This is a genomic window from Mycolicibacterium sp. XJ662, assembly GCF_053484035.1.
The window spans coordinates 762,474-783,252 of sequence record NZ_JBEFTL010000001.1; the positions used below are offsets into that span (position 1 = coordinate 762,474).

Genomic DNA, 20,779 nt, shown 5'->3' on the forward strand with positions numbered 1-20,779 from the left:
AATTTCCGTTCAGCGGTTCGCGGCGTCGTCGACGGCCGGGATCTTGCTCTCCCTGATCCGGTCGCCGAAGGTCTCCAGCCAGCTGAAGCCGAGCTTGACCTCGCGATCCTCACCCGCGCGCCGGGTGTGGCCGGCCTGCGCCCGATATCCACCCCACCGGGCCGCCGTGAACTCCGAGAGCTTGCCCCCGTCTTCGAGTTCGAAGGTCCACTCCTCGCCCGAGGACGCCTTCCACAGTGCGCGCTGCGCCCAGTCGTCATCGCCGAGGTCGATGCCGCCGGTGACGCCGCTGTCCATCACCAGCGGACCGTTCTGGTCGTTCACACCGGTGAAGTTGAAGCCGTCTCGGCCGATGCACAGGTGGCCCCATTCGATGGTGCCGTCGTCGTATTCGTTGGCGAAGGCCTCCCAGCCCAGTTGGAGATCCTTGAACACCCGGAACTCCTTCCAGTCGTAGCCGGACGGCCAGTAGGCGTGGTCCCAGAACACGAAACCCTCGACGCCGTCGCCGAGCACGGTGCCCCCGACCTTGTAGAGCTCGCTGATGTAGAGGATCGGCTCGTCTTGATCGGGCGCGTAGATCTGCACGCCGGGTCCCACCAGGGAGCCGTCCAGGGACAGCAGGTCGCCCTCACGCCACTCGAAGGCTCCGGGGGTGGCCTCGAACCGGAACGCGCCGCCCGAGTCGCCGACCTTCTCCATCATCGCGCCGTGCAATAGGACCCGGTCGTCGCCGTACTCGCGTTTGACCTCGCCGCGAACCGTTTTCGCCGAGTCCGGTTCGATGCTCACCGACCCGCCACGGGCGTTCATCAACCACAGCCCCGCCGTCATGGGGCCGATGAACTTGCGCTCGAAGACGTGCAGGGTGCCGTCGGCTTCGCGCCAGCCTCCGTAGAAGTACACGACCTGCTCGGTCAACCCGAACGGGGTGTTGAAGGGGTGGTGCACGCTGATGTCGGGGGTATAGGACGCGGTCAGCGCCCGATGACGGAACGATCCGATGTCTGATGCCATGTCTGCTCCTCGTGGCGCAACAGCTTGTCGCATAACGAAATTCACGTCTGCAACACGGCGGGTCCACGCGGTGCGTAACGATGCAGACCACGTAACCTTATTACCGACATTCTGTGTTGGCAATAGTGGCGGGGCTAGTATTTCTCCGGATCGCTGCACCATCGGACCGTTTCGAGAGGAGGGTCGTGACCGACGCGCCAGGTACCCGCAGGCGGCGCCCCACCGCCTCCGACGGCGACAGCCCGCCGTCGGCGCCGCGAAAGCGCAGGCCGGGGGGCGGCCGCCCACGCGACCCCGAGATCGACGCCCGCGTGCTGTTGGCCGCGCGCAATGTCTACGCCGAATTCGGTTGGGTGGGATTTCATTTCGACCGCGTCGCCAAGGCCGCCCGGGTCAGCCGCGATGTGCTCTACCGGCGCTTTTCTGATCGAGAGGCACTGCTCATCGACGCGTTGGCCGACGCCGTACTGCCGACCGTCACGGGCGATGGTCCGATCCGCGATCAGCTCATGACCTACGCCCGTGACATCTACACGTACTTCACCTCCGCCGATGGGATCGCGAGCCTGCGAATCCATTTGGAGGCCAAACAGTTTCCCGAGCTCTACGCCGCCTTCCGTAGCCGGGTGGTGGACCCCAACTTCGTCGTCAACATCGCCGCCCTCGACGAAGCGGCCCGCAGGGGGGACCTTCGTGAGACAGCTGACCCGGTGGCCGTTCTCGAGTCGATCGGCGGCGGCGTGCTCATCCACGCGCTGTACAGCCAGCATGCCGGTGCGCTGGACGGCGCGTCACCGATGAGCCCAGGCCGCCTCGACGCGGCCCTGCGCAACTTCGTCGCGCTGGCGCTCGACGACGCGCCATAACCACGGCCGTCACCCATGAGCGTGTCCGTCGGCCGGTGCGCGCGCCAGCAGCTGGTCGACAGATCCGATGCCCTCGTCACGGAACCGGTCCATGAACGATTCACCCCAGGAGAAGGCCACTTTGACGTCGCGGTCGTCACCGTGCCGCGTGATCCGCCCCGCCTGGGCGCGGTAGCCGCCCCAGCGGGCCGCCGAGAACTGAGACATCTGCCCGCCGGGTTCCAGTTCGAACACCCAGGTGCGGCCGTCGTGGGCGCGGTAGCCGATCCGTTGCGCCCAGTCGTCGGGGTCCGGGTCCACACCGCCCGCGGTGTCCACATCCATGACGATCGGGCCGGTCTCGTCGGCCACGGCCACGAAGTTGAACTTCTGCCGGCCGATGGCGACCTGACCCCACTCGACGTGGCCGTCGGCGAACTCGGTCGCGAACGCCGACCAGGACAGCTGGGTACCGTTGAAGATGCGGTATTCCTTCCAGTCCCGGCCGTGCGGCCAGTAGCCGTGGTCGAGAAACACGAAACCCTGCACCTGCTCGCCGAGCACGTCCCCGGTGACCTTGTAGAGCTCGCTGGTGTAGAAGAACGGATCGTCGTGGTCCAGCGAGCCGATCTGAATGCCCGGGCCGACCAGTGCCCCGTCGAGCTGCAGGATCGTGCCCTCCCGCCAGTGCATCGCGCCCGGGGTGAGCCGGTACTCCAGCCCTTCCTCGGGCGCGCCGCCGGCCTTGCCGAGAAGCGAACCGTGCAACAGGTGTTCGGTGTCGGTGTACTCGCGCTTCACCTCACCGCGAACCGTCTGCAATGATTCCGGCGCCAGTTGAACTTTGCCGGACCGATTGGTCATCATCCACAGCCCGGCCGTCATCGGCCCGCAGAACTTCCGTTCGACGATGTGCAGCGCACCCGACTCGTCGCGCCACCCCCCGTACAGGTAGGTCGACTCCTCAGTGAGCCCGAGGGGTTGCGCAGTGGGTAGGTGCATGGCGAGGTTGGGCTGATAACAACTGACGGAGGTAGCGAAGTCGAGGTCTCCGACCGGAGGTGCTGCTGTCATGCTGTGCTCCTATGGCGGTGAATCATTGTTCGGCAGAAGGCATTTGCCAAGCGACGTACTTGACGGTGGTGTATTCGAGCAGTCCCTCCTGGCCGACTTCGCGGCCTACGCCGGACTGCTTGTAGCCGCCGAACGGTGCCTCGTCGCCCGAGGTGGTGGCGTTGACGCGGACCTGCCCCGCCCGGATCCGGCGCGCAATGCGCAGCCCGAGCGCGGTGTCGGCCGTCCATACCGCGCCGACCAGACCGTACGGGCTGTCGTTGGCGATCCGGACGCCTTCGTCGGGGTCCCCGCTGTAGCGGATCACCACCACGACGGGGCCGAAGACCTCCTCGCGGGCCACCGCCATGTCGTTGGTCACCCCGGTCAGAACCGTCGGCTCCAAATAGAATCCGCCCTCGGGAACCCCGCTCGGGCGTCCTCCGCCACACGCGATCCGCGCTCCGGCCGCGACGGCCTCGGAGACAGTCGCCAAGATCCGGTCCCGCGCCGAGGCCGAGATGACCGGTCCCATCGAGGTTTCCGGATCGTGGGCGGGTCCGACCCGAATATGCCGCAGCGCCCCGACGAGTGCGTCGACGACGCGGTCGTGCAGGGCGTCGGGTACGAGCACCCGGGTCAACAGCCCGCAGCCTTGACCGGCGAGGGTGACAAACCGCAGCACCGCGGCCACCAGCGATGCGACATCGGCGTCGGGCAGGGCCAGCAGCGCCGACTTGCCGCCAAGCTCGAGCAGCAGATGCTTGAGCGTCGCGCCCGCCGATTGCGCGATCGCCCGGCCGACCGCGGACGAGCCGGTGAACGCCACCATGTCGACCCGGGGATCGGCAACCATCGCTTGACCGGTATCCGCACCGCCGGTCACCACGTTGAGCACCCCCGGTGGAACACCGGCCTCCACGGCGAGTTCCCCCAACAGCAGGGCACAACTCGGCGCTTCCGGTGCGGGCTTGAGCACCATGGTGTTTCCGGTGGCCAGTGCGGGTGCCACCTTCCACAGGTTGAGCAGGTGCGGTGCGTTCCACGGGGTGATCGCGGCGACGACGCCCCACGGCTCCCGGATGACCCGCTGACCGGTGGCGGGCGGACCGGGAAGCTGCGGAAGAGGGCGCCCCAGTTCGGACCTGGCTCGCGAGACCAGGTCCCGGTAGTGATCCATCGGGCGACGCACCTGCCCCGGGCCGGCCACCCTGCGGCAGGTGCCCACTTCGGTTTCCACGAAGCGGGTGAAATCGGCACTGTGGGCGTCGATCAGGTCGGCCAGCCGAAGAAGAACCTTGGCGCGGTAATCGGCAGGCAGCTCCGACCACTGTCCGTCGTCGAAGGCCCGTCGCGCGCCCGCCAGCGCCGCGTCGAGTTGGTCCAGGTCTCCGTGCGGCACGGTGCGCACCACCTGGCCGGTGGACGGGTCGACGACCTCGCATGTCTTTTCGACATCGGCGATCAATTCGCCGTCGATGAGCAGCCTCGTCCCAAGCGTGTCCAGTGCCGTCACCGCGGTGCTCCCGGCGCGAACGTCACAGGCATGCTTTTCACCCCGCGCATCATCAACGGCCCGTGTGGTTGGTACTCGTACTCGGCGGCGAGCGCCAGGTCGGGCAACCGGTCCAGCAGCACCTCCAGCGCAACGGTGGCTTCCAGCCGCGCCAGCGACGATCCGATGCAGAAGTGCTCGCCGAACCCGAACGTCTGATGGGTCCGGTTGCGGGCGGCCGGGCGGTCGATGTCCCAGTCGTAGGGCCGGTCGAGCCCGTCGAGATCGCGGTTGGCGTGCGCGACCGCGTTGCACACCAGCGCGCCTGCCGGGATGGTCGCCCCGGCTACGTCGACGTCGACGGCGGCGCGGCGGGGGACCCAGTACAACGGCGGGTCGAAACGCAGCGTCTCCTCGACCACATTGGCGATCAGGGTGCGGTCGGCTTGCACCCGCTGCCAGCGTGCCGGGACCGAAAGCAGCTGATGCAGCATCGATCCGATCAGGTTGGCGGTGGTGTCCGTGCCGGCGAGGATCAGCATGCGTACGAGGGCGACCAGTTCGTCCGTGCTGAGCCGGTCTTCTCCGTCGTGCACTTCGATGAGGTGGCTGAGCAGGTCCTCCCCTGGGGTTCGCCTGCGCTCGTCGATGATGCCCAGCACATACGCACGCAGTTGAGGGTCGGACTCTGCATAGCTGGTGGAACCCGGTGCCGCCGCGGTGATCGCGTCGTCGGCCCATTTGACGAACTGCGACCGATCCCCCTGCGGTATCCCGACCAGTTCGGCGATCACCATGGCGGGCAGCAGGAACGCGAACTCGGCGCACAAGTCCGCGGTGGCGCGGGTGATGAACCGGTCGACCAACTCGTGCGCGATGGCGTATGTCGGGTCCTCGAGCTTTTTGACGGCCTTCGGGGTGAACGCCTTGACCACGAGTTTGCGCATGCGGGTGTGCTCGTCACCATCGAGGTGCACCAGGCTCGGTTGGGTACCGGGTTCACGCGGACGCAGTTCGTTGCGGAAGGACTGCGAATCCTTGAACACCGCAGCGACGTTGACGGCGCCGGTGATGACGACCGCCCCGCCGGGCGCCGGAATGACCGGGCAGCGGGCGGCCGCCTCGCGCAGCGGGGTGTACGGGTCGGGCACCGGGGTGAACGGATCGAATTGCGCTGGGGATCCCGGGTTCTGCTCAGACATACTGTTCCTCACTGACGGTGATCGCCGATTCGGGACAGGCCTGCGCGCCTATGCGGGCTTGGCTCAGGTCGTCTCCGTCGACATCGGGTTTGATGACGACGCAATAGCCGTCTGCATCGGGCTCATAGATCTCGGGGGCGTGCGCGTAGCACTGCCCGTGGCCCATGCAGCGCTCCGGGTCGACGGTGACCCTCACGAGCTCGCCCCGGTCACCGCGGGCGCTCCGACCCGCTTTCGAAGATCGGCTTGCGTGGCGGGCTCCAGACCCTTGCGGGAAATCAGATCGACGGCGCGGTCGACCATTTCGGCGTTGGTGGCGGTGGGAAACGCCCACGGACAGTCCCCGACGCCGACGCGGATGCCCAGGCCGCGGTCCAGCGCGCGTTCCCACAGCTCTTCGCAGCGCTGCGCCGAGCTCATCGCGTAGGGCACCACGACGGTCTCATGGTCGATGCCGGCGGGGATGCGTGAGAGCAGAAAGTCGATGACGTCCGGGTCCGGGTCGTTGTTGGACACCCACCGGTCGGAGAAGAACAGCTTGATGTTCAACGGTTGGCGCAGGACACCGATGCGCGCTGCCAGCGTGACCCACCGCATGTCGGCTGCATTGAACACGGCGATGTTGGGCACCAGCCCCAGGTCGGCGAAGCGGTCCAGTTCGGGCGGATACGGCGGGTTGGAGTTGTTGGGATCGTCGGGTCCGAAACTGACTACGCCGAACCGGTTCTCCTCTTCGAGCCACAGCACCCGCTTGATGTGCTGGACGGGGTCGAAGGGGGTCAGCAGAAGCTTTGTGCCGACGGGTGGCCGCTTCGTCAGGGCCCAGATGTGTTCGAGGCTGCCGTGGTAGCTGGGATAGGCCAGCGGGTCGACCGCACGTGCGGCGGTCGACAGCACGGTGCGGGAGACCTCGTCGTCGACCCAGGCCTGGGTGCCGTCATCGTAGCGGGCATGAAAATGCACCACCGTTGCTCCGTGCTTAATACACTCGACGACGTCGTGGGCACTCTCCTCGGCACCGTAGGGCACGTTCGGATTGTCGTCCTTGCTTACTACCTCGTTGACGCCGACCTCGAGGTACACTTTGCGGTCATCGCGAAAGCTCATTGCGTTCCTCTCGCTGTGCTCTATACCGCTCGAGATGATGAATTTCGTTCAATGAACGAAGTTTCCATTCACCGTTGGCTGAGATCGTGACTCGGCTGATCGATCCATACTCGGTTTCGGCCGTCGGCAGACGCATACCTCCGAGGGCCTTTTCGATACAGGCCGCGATCACACCACCGTGACAGAACACCGCGGCCATACCGGTGCGGGTTGCGTCGGCAACCCGGTCCACCGCCACCGTTACTCGCTGTCGGAATTCCGCGAAAACATCCGCCATGCTTGGATCCACCACCGCCTCCCGCCAGCGGTCCAACCGTGGATCGTTCTCGACGATCATGTCCTCTATCGGGATGTAGTAATCCTCGCCCATATCGAATTCGGCGAGGTCGTCTTCGACATTTACGGTGAGGCCGAGCCTTTCGGCGGTGGGCCCCGCCGTCTGAAGAGCACGCTGCAGCCCACTGCTGGCAATTGTGTGAACCGGTAACAACGCCAACGCATCGGCGACTGCTCGCGCCTGCTCGAACCCGTCGCCGGTAAGACCGGGATCCGGCTTGTGCACGCCCTCAATTCGGTTGGGTAATCCGTGGCGAATCAACGCCACTTCCACGAGGACGCTCATCGGCGCACCAACAGGACCGCGCCTGCTGTCGGTCCGCCCCCGACGCCGACGGCGATCGTGTTCGGCTGTCCTGCCTGACGATCCCCGCCGCGGCCGGCCAGTTGAACACACGCCTCGTATAACAGTCCGCTGCCATGCAGTCGGCCGGCCGACAATTGGCCGCCGCCGGTGTTGAGCGGCATGGGCCCGTCGAGTGCGATCCGCTCACCGGCCCCCAGGAACGGGCCCGACTCGCCCTTGTCGCAGAACCGTAATGCCTCCAGCCAGACCAGCGGCAGAAACGAGAACCCATCGTAGAGCTGAACCTGGTCGACGTTGTCCGGCGTGAGGTCACTGCGTTCCCATAGGTGCGCGGCCGCGTCCCAGGCCGCCATCTCCGTCATGTCATCCCACTGATCCCACAGCGGGCGGTGTCGCATCGCCCACCCGAACGACTCGATGCCGATCGCGGGATGCGGCCCGTCGTCGGCGGTGTCCGCGTGCGACACCACGAAGGCCACCGATCCGTCACAGGGGACGTCACAGTCGTACAACCCGAACGGCGTGGTGATCATCCTGGCGGCGAAATAGTCGTCCAACGTGAGCGGTGTGCGATACACCGCGCCGGGATTGCGGCCGGCATTGTGGCGATTGTTGACTACGATCGCACCCAAGTGTTCACGGGTGGTGCCGAATTCGTGCATATGTCGGTTTGCGAATAGCGCGATCCAGTTGGCGGGCGAGTGCGCGTCGAACGGTGCGAGCCAGCGCCGAAAGCCTGAGACCGCGACATCAGCACCAGCCGAAAGGGCCGCGGCGCGGCCGGCCGCCCCCTGTGCGGAGGCCTCAGCGACGGTGCGGTACACCAGCACATGCCGGGCCAGCCCCGTGGCCACAGCCAGAATCGCCGAGAAGAACCCGCCGAGCTGTCCTCCTTCTGGCCCACCGTATTTCCAGTTCGTTCGGAGACCCAGCGCAGCGTGCACATCGTCAGCGCCCGGCCCAGCGAGACCCGGGGTGTCGAACCCACCGCCGGGAAACGTTGCGAGGCCATCAATTTCGACCCGATCGACGCCGGCGTCGGCCAGCGCGGCCAGACACGCGTCGACCGTCAAGGCCATCTCACTGACGGGTAGCCGCCGGCCCACCCGGGAGGACCCGAATCCCCGGATCACCGCCTGCTGTTCGGGACGACCGGTCATGGGTCGCTCCCCAATGCGGTGAACAGCGGGGCGAACAGGTCATCGCCCAATGGTTCGAAGACGACACGCACCCGCAACCCGATCACGACATCGGCGGTGACGGTGCCCACGACCCGGCTGAGGAAACGTAACCCGGGTTGCTCGTCGAGTTCGACGACGATCACCGCGTAGGGCTCGCTCAGATGCGCTAACCAGGGCTGGTGGTTGATCGTGACGGAGTACACCGTGCCATTGCCGCTTACTGGTTCAAAGGTGAGGTCTCGGCAAAGGCAGTGGTGGCAAACGGGGTTTGGTGGATGCTGCCAGCGCCGGCAGTCGTCGCAGCGCTGCACGCGCAACCGACCGTCAGCCCCCGACCGCCAGAACTCCATCTCGTCGGGAGTGGGCGCGGGACGCTGCAGCGGCCCGGCCCGCATCGCTGCGGCACGGTTGTCGACTGTCACCGGCCCATGATCCGTCCCGTCGATTCCCAGGCCTTGATGGCGGGCGGAAAGAACTCGTTGTACGAGTGGTGCACGACCGGTGTGCGGGTCTCCCCTGCGCGTCGCAGATAGCCCTCCGACGAGCGGTAAAAGTCGTGGCCTGACGCCTGGTCCGGCAGGGCGCCGTCATCGACGGCCGACCACTCCCAGTCCACACCGTCGACTTCGTAGTACATGTGCTCGGGGAACGTATCCGACCGGTATTTGATGTCGCGCGCAACGACATCGGATGTGCAGTGCAGTATCTGATCGTCGCCTGTGGCGACCATCGCGAAGTTGAAACCGTCGGCGCCGTAGCAGATATGCCCCATTTCGATGGAGCCGTCCGAGTACTCGGTGCCGAACGGCGTCCACGCCAACTCCACGCCCTTGAAGAAGTCACTGTAGCGCCACGTGACACCGGGCGGCAGATAGCACTGGTCCACCCACAGGAAGCCCTCCGCAGGCTTCCCGAACCCAGTACCGGACACCCGGTGCTGCAACGAGGTGTAGAGCAACGGCGTCGGACCACTGGGTACGTATACCTGCATGCCGGGGCCGATGCGGCGACCGCTGAACTGAAGCTGCTCACCTTCGTGGTAGCGCAGTTCGGAGTCGGTGCGCGCCAATTCGAAGGGCTGGCCGGTTGCGTACCCCGCTTCCGCGGGCTTGCTCGTCACGCGGTAGGTACCGTCGGCGACGGTGGTGGCCACCGGACCGCGGAAGAACTCGTGCCCCGCCGGCATGGCCACCTTGCGCAGCGCACCGTCGCGAGACTCGTTGCAGGTGAAGTGCAGCGACCCCTCAAGGCCAAGAGTGGTGCGGTAGGCGAAGTGCAGCTTGCCGTCCACATCCCGGAAATTGAGGTAGAACCATGTGCATGACAGCGAAAGACCGAAGTACGTTCGCGTCGGATCGCTGTCGGTTGCGGTGGGCTCGTATGTGCCTACCACCGTCCGGTGTCCGTAGTCGCCTTTACCCGTCATAGTTATTCGCCTTCTTTTTCCGTGCGGTGTTCGTCGTCGATGACGCGTACTGTGCCCGCGGCGCCGTCGACCTCGACGAACTGGCCGTTCTTCAGCCGCTGTGTGGCCGTCTTGGTGTTCACCACTGCCGGGATGCCGAACTCCCTGGCCACGATGGCCGCGTGCGACATCGGCCCGCCGACGTTGGTCACGATCGCTGCCGCGCAACCGAAGAACGGCGTCCAACCGGTGTCGGTCACGTTGGCGACGAGCACTTCGCCCGGCTCGAAGTCGTCGTCAGGGTGAGCCAGAATCCGTACGCCTCCGCGGGCCGTGCCCGGCGATGCCGCCTGCCCGGTCAGCACCTCATCCTGACCCACCGCGGTGGTCTGGTCCGGCGTCCACGGTTGGGTGAAGTGAATAGGAAAGTCGAGGGCCGCCAACGTGGCCCGCTCCGCACGTCGGCGGCTGACGATTTTCCTGCTATCGGTTGGCGGACAGTAAATCTCGTCGATCGACAGGTAGTGCACGTCGTCCGAAGAGTCCAGCGTGTCGCGCTCGGCCAGCCGTCTGCCCCACTCCCTGAGCGCAAGGCGTAGCTCATAGGTGATGCGCATGCACAGATCACGCCCGCGTTCGCGTCGCGCGATTGCGCCTACCGCAAGCTTGGTCAGGGCGCGGGCCAGTGGCGAGGTCATCGGCGCGGCCTGCATCCGCTGTTTCTGGGCACCTACGCTGCCCAGCACCGAGCGCAGCAGAAGTTCGGGCGCGTCGGCGAAGACCGGGTTGCTGAGTTCGGTTTCGCCGGGGCCGCGGTGCCCGCACTCGGCCACCAGGCCATCGAACTTCGCGGCGAAGGTGGGTGCGTCGCTGCGCAGCTTGTCCAGAACCACCTCGCGGGGGCTGTCTCGGATCAGGCGCCGCAGTCCATCGTCGTCCGCGAGCATGTCAGCCAGTTCACGTACTCCGGTAAGCAGCGCAGCGCTCCGCAGGTTCTCGGTTCCGGCACGCACGTTCATGGCGGCTTGGTTCCCGTAACGCTGTGAGATCAGGTTCATCGGCAGGCTCACCATGAATGTGTTCATGTTGTTGATGTCCCATGCGCGGACCACCAGATCGCAGACCAGTTCGGTCCGGCTCAGGAGCTGCTCATCGCTGATCGCGCGCAGGTCGGGACGGTTGTCGGTCAACCGTTGCGCACGCCGTTCCATGTCGGCCAGTTCGTGCCCTAGCCCGGCGATCTGCGGTCCACCTTTCAGCGCCGCTCTGGCCCCGGCGACCAGGTCGGCACGCGAAAGTGGCGGCGGACGGTAGCCCTCGGGCAGGGGCGTCCCGTTCATCTGGTGCTCGAAACCCTCGGGCGTCTGGCCCGGGATGGCCATGGCCAGTTTTTTCATCACCGTCATGTTGTTGTAGATCCGGTGTCCGATGGTGCCGACCTGCTTGGTGCTCACCGTCGCAATTAGCTCGCGGTCCAACGGGAACAGGTAGTCGAGCATGTTGGCGCCGCTGAACATGATGCGGTTGGCCAGCCCGAGGGAAAACGGCGTCATCGGGCCGGGAAACGCCTCGGACAGGTTGGCAGCACTCCACTCCGGCAGAGCGGGATCGCCCGTCACGCTGTCGAACTCACCCGTGTACTCCGGCGGTACGATCCGCGTCGAACTGCCGTCCGGTCCAGAGGTGTTGCGCGGCAGGACCGCCGGCATGGCCAGCCGATTCGGTTTCCGCACCGATCGTGTGCCGACGGTCCACATGCTCGAGGACCATTCGGTCATGTCTGCCACCGCATCGGCCGAGCTGTATGCACAGCGAAATCCGAACTGCTCCTTTAGTTTCCGGGTGTCACCAAGCGGGTAGTGCAGGAATAGTTCGATCAGGTCGGGCACCGACTCCAAATTGTCGGCCTTGCCGACAAAACCGGCCAGCATCCGGGAGAACCGCTCGCCGGAGTTCAGCACCGGCCGCCCGATGAGATGGGCCATCTCGGTGAACGTCAGCACGTCATCGGCGTTGAGGTTGACCGTGCCGGTAGGCCCGCCCAGGGCGGCCATCGCGCAGAACCGTCCGACGTCGTCGACATGGACCAGTTGCATCCGGGCGTCGCGGCCTGGGGTGACGACGACCGGTTGACGGAAGATGTTGGCCGGCGCACTCCACGACGACCGGCCGACGATGACGGCAGGGCGTACGTTGACGGCGTCGACCCCCGACTCGGTGATCATTGTCTCGGCGCGCACCTTGTTGCGTTCGTAGTGGAACGACGGGGCGGGCCTGGGCGTCTCGTCTTCGGTGTAGGGCTGGGGGTGCTCGGCGTGGCCGCCGTAGACCGTGATCGAGGAGGCGAACACCATTCGGCGACAGTCGTGGTCGGCCATTGCGCGCAGCAGGTTGGTGGTGCCTCCGATGTCGATGCCCTCGGCGACCTCGGCGCCCTGCATGGCCGACATCGTCCACGCGAAGTGTGCGATCGCGTCGCAGCCCGCCACCGCCCGCGACACCCCGTCGGCATCCTGGACGTCGGCGGCGATGTAGGTCACCCCCGCGACCGGCACCGCCGGGGCGCGCCGCGCCAGCACGACGACGTCGGCTCCCATCCGCTTGAGCCACTTCACGGTGGCCGCGCCTGCCGCGCCGGTGCCTCCGGTGACTAGAACTCGTCCTGCCATCTCACCTTCACGATCTTCGAGGGTCGGCTAACTATAACCTGGTTATATGATTCTGGGTTGGTCGGACCGAAAAGTGGGTGGAGTCATCGCGGACCACAGCCTCTCGGGGTTCGTAATAACCGACGGTGAACGTCGGATTCAGACTATCGTTCTCTCTCTCGTCCGTCCGGAGTTCTGCGTGCAGACGCGTACTTCGGCAGCCCCTAAAGCGCAGTTCCGCCACCGTCCGCCACGATCACGGTGCCGGTGATGAAGCTCCCAGCGTCTGATGCCAGGAGCATTGCTGCACCGATCATTTCGTCGCTCGACGCCAGGCGTTTCATCAGCGTCTCGTCGACCAGTGCGTCGATCTTTTCTTGCGGCCTGCTACGCAGCATGTCCGTGTCGACCGGGCCCGGCGCGATTGCGTTCACGCGGATGCCCGCTGGTGCGAACTGGGCGGCCATCGAACGGGTGAACGACATCAGCGCCGCCTTGGCCGACGCGTAAATTGAAGGCGACGGCGCGAAATTGAAGGCCCCTACCGACAGGATGTTGATCACGGCGGCGTGTGAGCTGACCTCCAAATGCGGCAACGCCTCTTGGACGAGAAGCACCGGGCCGTGCACGTTGATTTGGTAAGACTCGGTCAATCCTGCCGAGGTTATGCGTCCGAGTGGCTGCGACAAGGAGTTGGCGGCGTTGTTGACCACGACGTCGATGCCGCCGAATTCGGCAACGGTGCTACGCACCAACGTTCGTAGGTCGTCGAGCGCGCCGAGATCCGCTTTCACCCCAATGGCGTCCCCACCAAGCGCTCGAAGGTGGCGCGCCGCATGCTCACATGCGTCGGCTCTGCGACTAGCGACGACGACTCGAGCGCCGGCCAAGACAAAGCCTTCGGCCAGCGAAAGTCCAATGCCTCCAGTGCCGCCGGTGACAATCACGGTACGGCCGGTCATATCGAAAAGCTGCGAGAACGTATCTCGATCCACATGCGGTCCTTTTGCAGAGGGATCGTCAGATGGCAGTTCACTATAACCTGGTTATAGAATTAGAACGACCGGTCCGGTGCCCGCGCGGACTCCGCGTCGGCGAGCAACCCGTGCTCGGCACACACCCGGCGACACTCGTCAGGACCGGTGAACACCTGCCCGACCAGTCCGGCCGCGGCCGCCCCTGCGACGTTGTCCACCAGGTCATCGAAGTACAGGACTTCCTCGGGATGGTGGCCCATCTTCGCTGCGGTCAGGGTGTAGATCCTGGGATCGGGTTTGCGCAACCCCACCTCCGAGGAGTCCACGACGGCGGTGAAACGCTCGATCGGCAGCACACCGCTGTTCCACCACGACCTGGCTTCCCGGGCATTGTTGGTCAGCAGCCCGACCGGCACCCGCGTATTGGTCAGCTCGATGACCAGATCGACCATCTCGGAACGGACCCGCTGCCCGGCGGCCAGGCAGTCCGCCAGCCGCCGGATGTCCACATTGACAGCGAACCGCTCGGCCACATCGCGGCAGGCGAACACCAGAAAGTCACGGACCGTGCCGATCCCGGTCTCGACTTCGGCGAAGACGGGGCCGCGCAGGTGCTCGACAAACGTCTCCGCAGGCAACCCCAGTTCGCCGGCATAGGCACGGCACGCTTCGAACGGATCAACCGTGAGCACTCCGCCCATGTCGAAGACCACTGCGCCGACGGCCATGTCAACGGGGGGCGTTTTCGTGCGCGGCCCTGATGCGTTCGACGGCATCCATCAGTTCCTGTAGGCGCCGACGCTCCGCGTCGAGCGCCGTGACGTCAACCGACCCGGCCGGCATCTGCTCGGCCTGCCGAATGCGCTCACGGCTCGCCTTGATCTCGTCGACCAACCGTTGCGAGGCCTCGACGATCGTGAGCAGGTCCTCGTCATCCCAGTCCGACGCTCCGAGCATCGCCTCGGGCGCCACGGGCGACGCCGGTTTGTCGGTCATTGCCCGATGCGGGGAAAGTTGAACAGCCCGCGCGCATTGAGTTCGACGATCTTGTGGACCTCGTCGTCCGGAACGTCGGCAAACACCTCGTCCGCGATCTTGCGGCTGTTGGGCCAGTTCGAGTCGGAATGCGGATAGTCGCATTCCCAGAGAATGTTGTCGATGCCGACGTCGTCGCGGTTGCGCAGACCGTGGCGGTCCTCGATGAAACACGAATAGATGTGTTCGAAGTACAGCTCCGAGGGACGCCGTTCCTGGTTGACGTTCTGGTAGAAGCGGTGCCGCTCCCACACGTAGTCGGCGCGCTCCAGCAGATAAGGCACCCACCCGATACCGCCCTCGGACAGCGCCACCTTGAGCTTGGGATGGCGGTGAAACACCGGCGAGAACAGCAGATCACCGAGGGCATACATGGAATTGCAGCCGAACAGCGTGATGCTGACCGCCATCGGCCCCTCGGGTGAGGGTTTCGGCGATTGCCCTGACGTACCGAAGTGCAACGAGAGCGGCAGGTCGTACTCCTCGGCGACGCTGAACAGCGGATCCCAGTGGTCGGTGTGGATCGACGGCAGGCCCAGCGGCGACGGGTTCTCCGGGAAGGCCAGCGTCTTGGCCCCCTTGGCGAAGGTCCGATGGACTTCGGCCACACACAACTCGACGTCCCACAGGGGCAGGATGACCAGCGGGATGTAGCGGTGCGGCGCTGCCGCGCACCACTCGTCGAGGATGAAGTCGTTGAACGCGGTCACGCTGGCCAGCGCGACGTCGCGGTCGTCGCCCTCGAGAAACACAGTGCCTGCAAACCGGGGAAACGACGGGAAACACAGTGCGGCCTCCACCCCGTCGAGATCCATGTCGGCCAACCGCTGCACCGGGTCGTAGCAGCCGGGCAGCATCTCGTCGAAGCGCGACGGGTCTATGCCGTACTCCTCGGGTTTCTTTCCGGCCACGGCGTTGAGCCCGATCTGCGGATAGGTCTTGCCCTGGTACTGCCAGACCTGGCTGGGTGGACCACCCTTGGCGCGGGGCACTTCGACGATGCGCGGGCCGAGTTCCTGGTATCTGGCGGGCAACCGGTCGGCCCACACCCGAGGATGCTCGATGAGATGGTCATCGACAGAGATCAACTGCATGTGATCCTGCAGCGGCATCGCTCACTCTCCCTTTTTATAACCTGGTTAGTTAATAGTTTACGTGTTATCGCTGCCGACAGCAGGGAGGAAAGTCCTCTCAGCTTCCGGAGTTCTAGGCGACCCGCTTCTCGAGCACGTGTACCGCGCACGCGCTGCCCAGCCCGAGCACGTGCGCCAAGCCGACCCGGGCGCCGTCGATCTGGCGGTCGCCGGCCTCCCCGCGCAGGTGCGTGACGACTTCGAAGACCCCCGCGACACCGGTCGCTCCCAGCGGATGCCCCTTGGACAGCAGCCCGCCGGAGATGTTCACCGGCGTCCTGCCACCGCGCCAGGGCGCGCCGGAGTCGAGGAAGTCCGGGGCCCCGCCCGGTGGGCACAGACCCAGGTTCTCGTAGTGCACCAGCTCGGCGGTGGCGAAGCAGTCGTGCAGTTCCACCATGTCGAGGTCGGCCGGGCCCAGCCCCGCCGCCTCGTAGGCCTGGCGGGCGGCGTTCGCGGTGATCGTGTCGACGTCCCAGGACGCCTCCGCCTGTTCCACCCACGGGTCGCTGACCAGAATCGACGCGCTGACCTTGACGGCGCGCGCCCGCACGCCGGGATCGAGTCTGCGCAGCGCGGTGTCGCCGGCGAGCACCACCGCGGCCGCCCCGTCACCGGTCGGCGAGCACATCAACGCCGTGTTCGGGTAGGCGATCATGTCCCCGCCGGCGATCTGCTCGAGGCTGAACTCCTTGCGGTACTGCGCATGCGGATTCAGCGTCGAGTTCGCGTGGTTCTTCTGCGCCACCTTGAAAAAATGCTCGACCGTGGCGTCCGCGGTCCGGGCGAGGTAGGCGACGCCTGCCTCGGCGAACACCGACGGCATCATCGAACTGCCCAGGATCCCTTCGGGCTCGACCACCGAGCCGTCGCGGCCGCGCGGGCTGAACTCCGCACCGCGCGGCTCCTCGTCAGCGGCCAGCAGACCGCGCTTGCCGAGCTGCTCGCAGCCGATGGCCAGGGCGAGGTCGGCCTCCCCGGCCCGCAGCGCCAGCAGTGCGGTGCGCAGCGCGGTCGCTCCGGTGGCGCAGGCGTTGGAGACGTTGTAGACGGGTGCGCCGGTCTGGCCGATCTGGTGCATGATCCGTTGCCCCACCCCGGTGATGCCCTCGAACACGTTGCCGACGGCCACCGTCTGCATCTGGTCGATGGCGGTGCCGCAGTCCGCCAGCGCGGCGCGAGCAGCGGCCGCTCCCAGGTCGACGACGTCCAACTCCGGGAAGCGGCCGAACTTGGTCATCGCGGCGCCGACGATCCACACGTTTTCGGTCATGACGTTTCCTGTACCTCGAACTCGTAGCCGATCGCCTGCACGCCTGCGCTGTCGGTGGCGATCGGGCGGGTCCGCAGGACCGCCCTGCGCCCGACCGCTGCCACCGGGTCGCGCACGGCGCCGGTCAGGTTGGTGCGCACGAAGCCGCCGCCGTCGAGCGCCACCACACCGCTGACAAATGGCGTGTCCACACCGGGTGGCGCACGGTGCACCACGGTGGCGGCGGTGACCACGCCGGCGTCGCCGAGATCCACCCGGGTACCGAATTCGGCCTGACCGCACCGACTGCAGGCCGTGCGGCGCAACAGATAGACCGCATCGCATGCGACGCAGCGGGATCCACAAAGGTGGGGGCGCTTGCCGAGCACCAGGTACGCCGCGACGGGAATGGCACCCGGTGTCGCGCTTGCCGTCATGGGGTGTTCCCTTCGTCGTCGGCAGGGGTGTCGAGCACGACGGTGGCCGAGGCCGACACCGCCACGCCGCCGTCAGCGCGCGTGAGGGTCAGGTCGAGTTCGGCGGTGCGGCCGTCGGTCGTCGGCTCGAGACCAGCGACCGTGCCGCGGCACACCAGTTCATCGCCGGGCCAGACCTGTTCGGCGAACCGCACCGACAACCGACGCACGCTATGCGGCCCGAACAGTTCCACGCAGTAGGTGCCCAGATATCCGGCCTGCAGCATGCCGACGCTGAACACCCCCGGCATGCCCGCCGACCGGGCGAACTCGTCGTCGTGGTGGATGGGATTGAAGTCGCCGGAGGCGCCCTGGTACCGGACGATGTCGGTGCGGGTCTGTGGCCCGAACCGTCGTTCGGGCAGCGCCGCACCGACGGTCAGGTCGCCGCTGAGCGCCCGGACCGTCATGACGGGCCTCGCTCGATGACCGTGGCGCGGCCCTCGGCGACCACCCGGCCCTCAGGGCTGGCGAAGCGTGTGAGCACGACGATCACCGTCATCGCCCCGCCTCGGCTGCTGCGCTTCTCGGTCACCGATTCCACCGAGGTCTGGGCGTACAGGACGTCCCCGGCGCGCGGCAGTGCCCCGAGAAACGTGTACTCCTGGCCGCCCTGCAGCACCTTGCCCAGGTTCAGGTCGAGCCGGGTGGCCAGCGGCGGGTCCTGCGGCTCCCAGTGCATGCTCGTGGCCAGGAACGTCGGTGGCACAGGCGGATTGGGTCCCTGATAGATCGGGTCGGTGGCCCCGGTGGCCGCGGCGAACTCGCGGATTTTGCCGCGCTCGACGGGCATCTCGTAGCCGAACAGCACCTTGCCGATCAGCTGCCCGGCCGGATGGGCGGTCGATGTGCTCATTGAACCGGGCGGTGTCCGCTCATGTCGGCGTTGGGCGCGGCCTTGGCGAGCAGGTCGGGCAGCACCTCGTCGAGGCGCTGGGTGGTCCACCGCTCGTCGCTGTGGATCTCGGGGCCGTACGCCCAGCCCTCGACCACCGCGATCGTGCCACCGATGACCGCCAGCACCCGTCCGGTGACGTCGCGGCCGGCGGGTCCGGCCAACCACAGCAGGACCGGGGACACGCCCTCCGGGGCGAGGTCGACCGTCTCGGCCATCTCGCGGGCTGCGGGCAGGTCTTCGGTGAGCCTGGTCAGTGCGGTCGGGGCGACCGCGTTGACCGTGACGCCGTAGCGCGCCAGTTCCATGGCGGCGATCACCGTGAAGCCCGCGATGCCTGCCTTCGCCGCGCCGTAGTTGGTCTGTCCCGGGGCGCCGAACAGACCGGACGGCGAGGTGGTGTTGATCACCCGAGCGTCGTTGGCAGCCCCGCTCTTTGCGCGGTTGCGCCAGAACTCGGCCGCATGCCGGGTAGGCCCGAACGTGCCCTTGAGATGCACCGCGATCACGGCGTCCCATTCGGTCTCCGACATCGAGGAGAGCATCCGATCACGCAGGATGCCGGCATTGTTGACCAAAACATCCAGCCCGCCGAACGATTCGACCGCGGTCTCGATCAGCGACTTGGCGCCGTCCCATGTGCTGATGTCATCGGTGTTGGCCACCGCACGTCCGCCGACGGTGGCGATCTCGCGCACGACGTCGTGCGCCGGTCCGGTGGAGTCTCCACTGCCGTCGCGGGATCCACCGAGGTCGTTCACCACGACCGCGTAACCCGCCGCAGCCAGCGCCCGCGCATGCGCACGCCCGAGGCCGTTGCCGGCGCCGGTCACGACGGCGACGCGATCAGCCATGTCGGACCGCACTTCCTACTCCTTCAGCCGCTTCGAACTCCTCACGCACCTGCTTGCGCAGGATCTTCATCGCCGAGTTGTGGGGGATCGAATCGGTGATCCGAACCCGCACCGGCACCTTGTAACCGGGTAGGCGGGTGCGCGTCCAGGCGATGAGGTCTGCCGGCGCGACGTTTCCGGAGGTCACCACGACCGCCACCGGCACTTCGCCGAGTCGCTCGTCGGCCACCCCGAACACCACCGCCTCACGAACCTGCGGGTGCGACTCAAGGCAGTCTTCGACTTCCGTCGGGAAGATCTTGAAGCCACCGCGGTTGATGACGTCGTCGGCGCGGCCGTGGATCCAGACGAACCCGTCGTCGTCGACGGTGCCGAGATCGTTGGTGCGCACCCACCGGCCGTCGCCACCAGAAGCCTGCGCAGAGCGCACCTGCAAGATCCCGGGTTCCCCAGGGGCGAGCAGTTCACCGGTGCGGGCATCGATCACCGAGATCTCCACTCCCGGGTGCGCACGACCGACGCTGCCGCGTTTGGTTTCCTTCCACTCGCCCCAGTCCTTCAACGACCACCCGGCGATGCCACCGGTGAATTCCGTTGCGCCGTAGCTGAGTAACACGGGGCAGCCATAGGTTTGCTCGAACTGAGCTGCCAGGTCGGCGCCGGTCGGTGCGGCACCGGCCCAGACTGCCTTGAGGCTGGTGAGGCGGTCCGGTTCGATACCGGCGTCGAGCACCATCCGCAGTGCTGCCGGTGGCAACGACACCGAGCGTGGCCTGTACTGCGCCACGGCCTCCGACCATGCCACCGGTTCGAACTTATCCTGGAGCAAAGCCCGGCCACCACCGCTGAGCGCGGTGATGATCGCCCACAGTCCGCTGATGTTGGTCGACGGTAGCGAGATGATCTGCACGCCGCCCCCGCGAACGCTGCCGGCGCGCGCGCTGCCGGCCATGTAGTGCTCCTGAGCACCGCTGAGTGCATGGTGGATTTCGCTGTAGCTCAACGGTATTCGCTTTGGTGGTCCGGTCGTTCCACTGGTCGGCATGAGAATGGCCACATCGTCGTCGATGGTGGCCGGCTTGTCGGAACCGGGCTTGGCAACGCTGACGACGACGGCGGCGGGCGCATTTGCGGAGGGGATCTCGACCCCTACGCCGAGCGCACCGCTAGCCTCTACCGCGGTTTTCACCGGCGGGCGCGCCCAGTCCTCGGCGTCCGCGACGACCGCGGCGGGGCGCAACGCCAGGACATCGTCGCCCACCGTGGCGTCCGGAATCATCGGGTTGAGCACGACCAGAGGCCGCCGAGTGGCCAGCAACACCGCCAGCGCTGCGACGAGGCCGGGACGGTTGCGCATGAACATGCCGACTGGGACGCCCGGACCCACGCCGTGTTCGGCCAGCAAGGTGTCGACGGATTGCGCAGCCGCCGCGAATTCCGCTCTGCTGCACCAGGAGTCTTGATAGCACAGCATCGGCTGGTCCTCGTCGGCAAGCATCCGCTGCCGCATCGTCTCGGTCAGATCCATCCAGCCATCCCTCGTCACTTGGCGCCCCGCCCA

The 20,779-nt window shown here is 66.5% G+C and carries 22 protein-coding genes; 1 reads left to right on the forward strand and 21 read right to left on the reverse strand.

The annotated features are described in order from the left end of the window. Positions 1-9: 9 nt before the first annotated feature. On the reverse strand, positions 10-1,017 hold the full coding sequence (locus ABQE93_RS03480) for a hypothetical protein (RefSeq protein ID WP_448405869.1): 1,008 nt from the start codon (positions 1,015-1,017) through the stop codon (positions 10-12). A gap of 185 nt (positions 1,018-1,202) precedes the next feature. On the opposite strand from ABQE93_RS03480, the gene ABQE93_RS03485 reads away from it, so the two are divergent. Continuing rightward, a complete protein-coding gene (locus tag ABQE93_RS03485; protein WP_448405870.1) occupies positions 1,203-1,883 on the forward strand; it encodes a TetR/AcrR family transcriptional regulator in 681 nt (226 codons plus the stop codon). A 9-nt stretch (positions 1,884-1,892) separates the two neighbouring features. On the opposite strand, the gene ABQE93_RS03490 is transcribed toward ABQE93_RS03485, so the two are convergent. The 20 genes from ABQE93_RS03490 to ABQE93_RS03585 all read right to left on the reverse strand — a co-directional run bounded on the left by ABQE93_RS03490 (position 1,893) and on the right by ABQE93_RS03585 (position 20,746). Next, positions 1,893-2,936, reverse strand: coding sequence for a hypothetical protein (locus ABQE93_RS03490; RefSeq protein ID WP_448405871.1), 1,044 nt, complete (start codon positions 2,934-2,936; stop codon positions 1,893-1,895). 22 nt (positions 2,937-2,958) lie between these two features. Further along, positions 2,959-4,431, reverse strand: a complete 1,473-nt coding sequence (locus ABQE93_RS03495) for an aldehyde dehydrogenase family protein (protein WP_448405872.1) — start codon at positions 4,429-4,431, stop codon at positions 2,959-2,961. Further along, positions 4,428-5,612 (reverse strand): cytochrome P450, encoded by a 1,185-nt coding sequence (locus tag ABQE93_RS03500; RefSeq protein WP_448405873.1) that lies wholly within the window; start codon positions 5,610-5,612, stop codon positions 4,428-4,430. Before ABQE93_RS03500 ends, ABQE93_RS03495 begins: the two co-directional genes overlap by 4 nt. Then, positions 5,605-5,808 (reverse strand): ferredoxin, encoded by a 204-nt coding sequence (locus ABQE93_RS03505; RefSeq protein ID WP_448405874.1) that lies wholly within the window; start codon positions 5,806-5,808, stop codon positions 5,605-5,607. Before ABQE93_RS03505 ends, ABQE93_RS03500 begins: the two co-directional genes overlap by 8 nt. Continuing rightward, complete coding sequence (locus ABQE93_RS03510; protein WP_448405875.1) at positions 5,805-6,719, reverse strand: 3-keto-5-aminohexanoate cleavage protein; 915 nt, start codon at positions 6,717-6,719, stop codon at positions 5,805-5,807. Before ABQE93_RS03510 ends, ABQE93_RS03505 begins: the two co-directional genes overlap by 4 nt. Further along, positions 6,703-7,341 (reverse strand): histidine phosphatase family protein, encoded by a 639-nt coding sequence (locus ABQE93_RS03515; protein WP_448412317.1) that lies wholly within the window; start codon positions 7,339-7,341, stop codon positions 6,703-6,705. Before ABQE93_RS03515 ends, ABQE93_RS03510 begins: the two co-directional genes overlap by 17 nt. Beyond that, on the reverse strand, positions 7,338-8,522 hold the full coding sequence (locus ABQE93_RS03520; RefSeq protein ID WP_448405878.1) for a thiolase family protein: 1,185 nt from the start codon (positions 8,520-8,522) through the stop codon (positions 7,338-7,340). Before ABQE93_RS03520 ends, ABQE93_RS03515 begins: the two co-directional genes overlap by 4 nt. Next, positions 8,519-8,965, reverse strand: coding sequence for a Zn-ribbon domain-containing OB-fold protein (locus ABQE93_RS03525; protein ID WP_448405879.1), 447 nt, complete (start codon positions 8,963-8,965; stop codon positions 8,519-8,521). The genes ABQE93_RS03520 and ABQE93_RS03525 overlap by 4 nt, the downstream gene beginning before the upstream one ends. Further along, positions 8,962-9,969, reverse strand: a complete 1,008-nt coding sequence (locus tag ABQE93_RS03530) for a hypothetical protein (RefSeq protein ID WP_448405880.1) — start codon at positions 9,967-9,969, stop codon at positions 8,962-8,964. Before ABQE93_RS03530 ends, ABQE93_RS03525 begins: the two co-directional genes overlap by 4 nt. A 2-nt stretch (positions 9,970-9,971) precedes the next feature. After that, positions 9,972-12,617 carry an NAD-dependent epimerase/dehydratase family protein gene (locus ABQE93_RS03535; protein ID WP_448405881.1) on the reverse strand — a complete coding sequence of 882 codons (2,646 nt, stop codon included), beginning with the start codon at positions 12,615-12,617 and terminating at the stop codon, positions 9,972-9,974. 203 nt (positions 12,618-12,820) lie between these two features. Beyond that, entirely contained in the window at positions 12,821-13,591 is a 771-nt protein-coding gene (locus tag ABQE93_RS03540) for an SDR family NAD(P)-dependent oxidoreductase (protein WP_448405882.1), read from the reverse strand. 59 nt (positions 13,592-13,650) lie between these two features. After that, a complete protein-coding gene (locus ABQE93_RS03545) occupies positions 13,651-14,301 on the reverse strand; it encodes an HAD family hydrolase (RefSeq protein ID WP_448405883.1) in 651 nt (216 codons plus the stop codon). Position 14,302: 1 nt separating this feature from the next. Further along, positions 14,303-14,569: a hypothetical protein gene (locus ABQE93_RS03550; protein ID WP_448405884.1), complete on the reverse strand. Its 267-nt coding sequence runs from the start codon at positions 14,567-14,569 to the stop codon at positions 14,303-14,305. Continuing rightward, complete coding sequence (locus ABQE93_RS03555) at positions 14,566-15,720, reverse strand: amidohydrolase family protein (protein ID WP_448405885.1); 1,155 nt, start codon at positions 15,718-15,720, stop codon at positions 14,566-14,568. The genes ABQE93_RS03550 and ABQE93_RS03555 overlap by 4 nt, the downstream gene beginning before the upstream one ends. Before the next feature lie 94 nt (positions 15,721-15,814). Next, positions 15,815-17,014, reverse strand: a complete 1,200-nt coding sequence (locus ABQE93_RS03560) for a thiolase C-terminal domain-containing protein (protein WP_448405886.1) — start codon at positions 17,012-17,014, stop codon at positions 15,815-15,817. Further along, a complete protein-coding gene (locus ABQE93_RS03565) occupies positions 17,011-17,430 on the reverse strand; it encodes a Zn-ribbon domain-containing OB-fold protein (protein ID WP_448405887.1) in 420 nt (139 codons plus the stop codon). The genes ABQE93_RS03560 and ABQE93_RS03565 overlap by 4 nt, the downstream gene beginning before the upstream one ends. Beyond that, positions 17,427-17,879: a MaoC/PaaZ C-terminal domain-containing protein gene (locus ABQE93_RS03570; protein WP_448405888.1), complete on the reverse strand. Its 453-nt coding sequence runs from the start codon at positions 17,877-17,879 to the stop codon at positions 17,427-17,429. The genes ABQE93_RS03565 and ABQE93_RS03570 overlap by 4 nt, the downstream gene beginning before the upstream one ends. Continuing rightward, a complete protein-coding gene (locus tag ABQE93_RS03575; protein ID WP_448405889.1) occupies positions 17,876-18,325 on the reverse strand; it encodes an FAS1-like dehydratase domain-containing protein in 450 nt (149 codons plus the stop codon). Before ABQE93_RS03575 ends, ABQE93_RS03570 begins: the two co-directional genes overlap by 4 nt. After that, complete coding sequence (locus tag ABQE93_RS03580) at positions 18,322-19,218, reverse strand: SDR family oxidoreductase (RefSeq protein ID WP_448405890.1); 897 nt, start codon at positions 19,216-19,218, stop codon at positions 18,322-18,324. Before ABQE93_RS03580 ends, ABQE93_RS03575 begins: the two co-directional genes overlap by 4 nt. Continuing rightward, entirely contained in the window at positions 19,211-20,746 is a 1,536-nt protein-coding gene (locus ABQE93_RS03585) for a class I adenylate-forming enzyme family protein (protein WP_448405891.1), read from the reverse strand. The genes ABQE93_RS03580 and ABQE93_RS03585 overlap by 8 nt, the downstream gene beginning before the upstream one ends. Between the last annotated feature and the right edge of the window lie 33 nt (positions 20,747-20,779).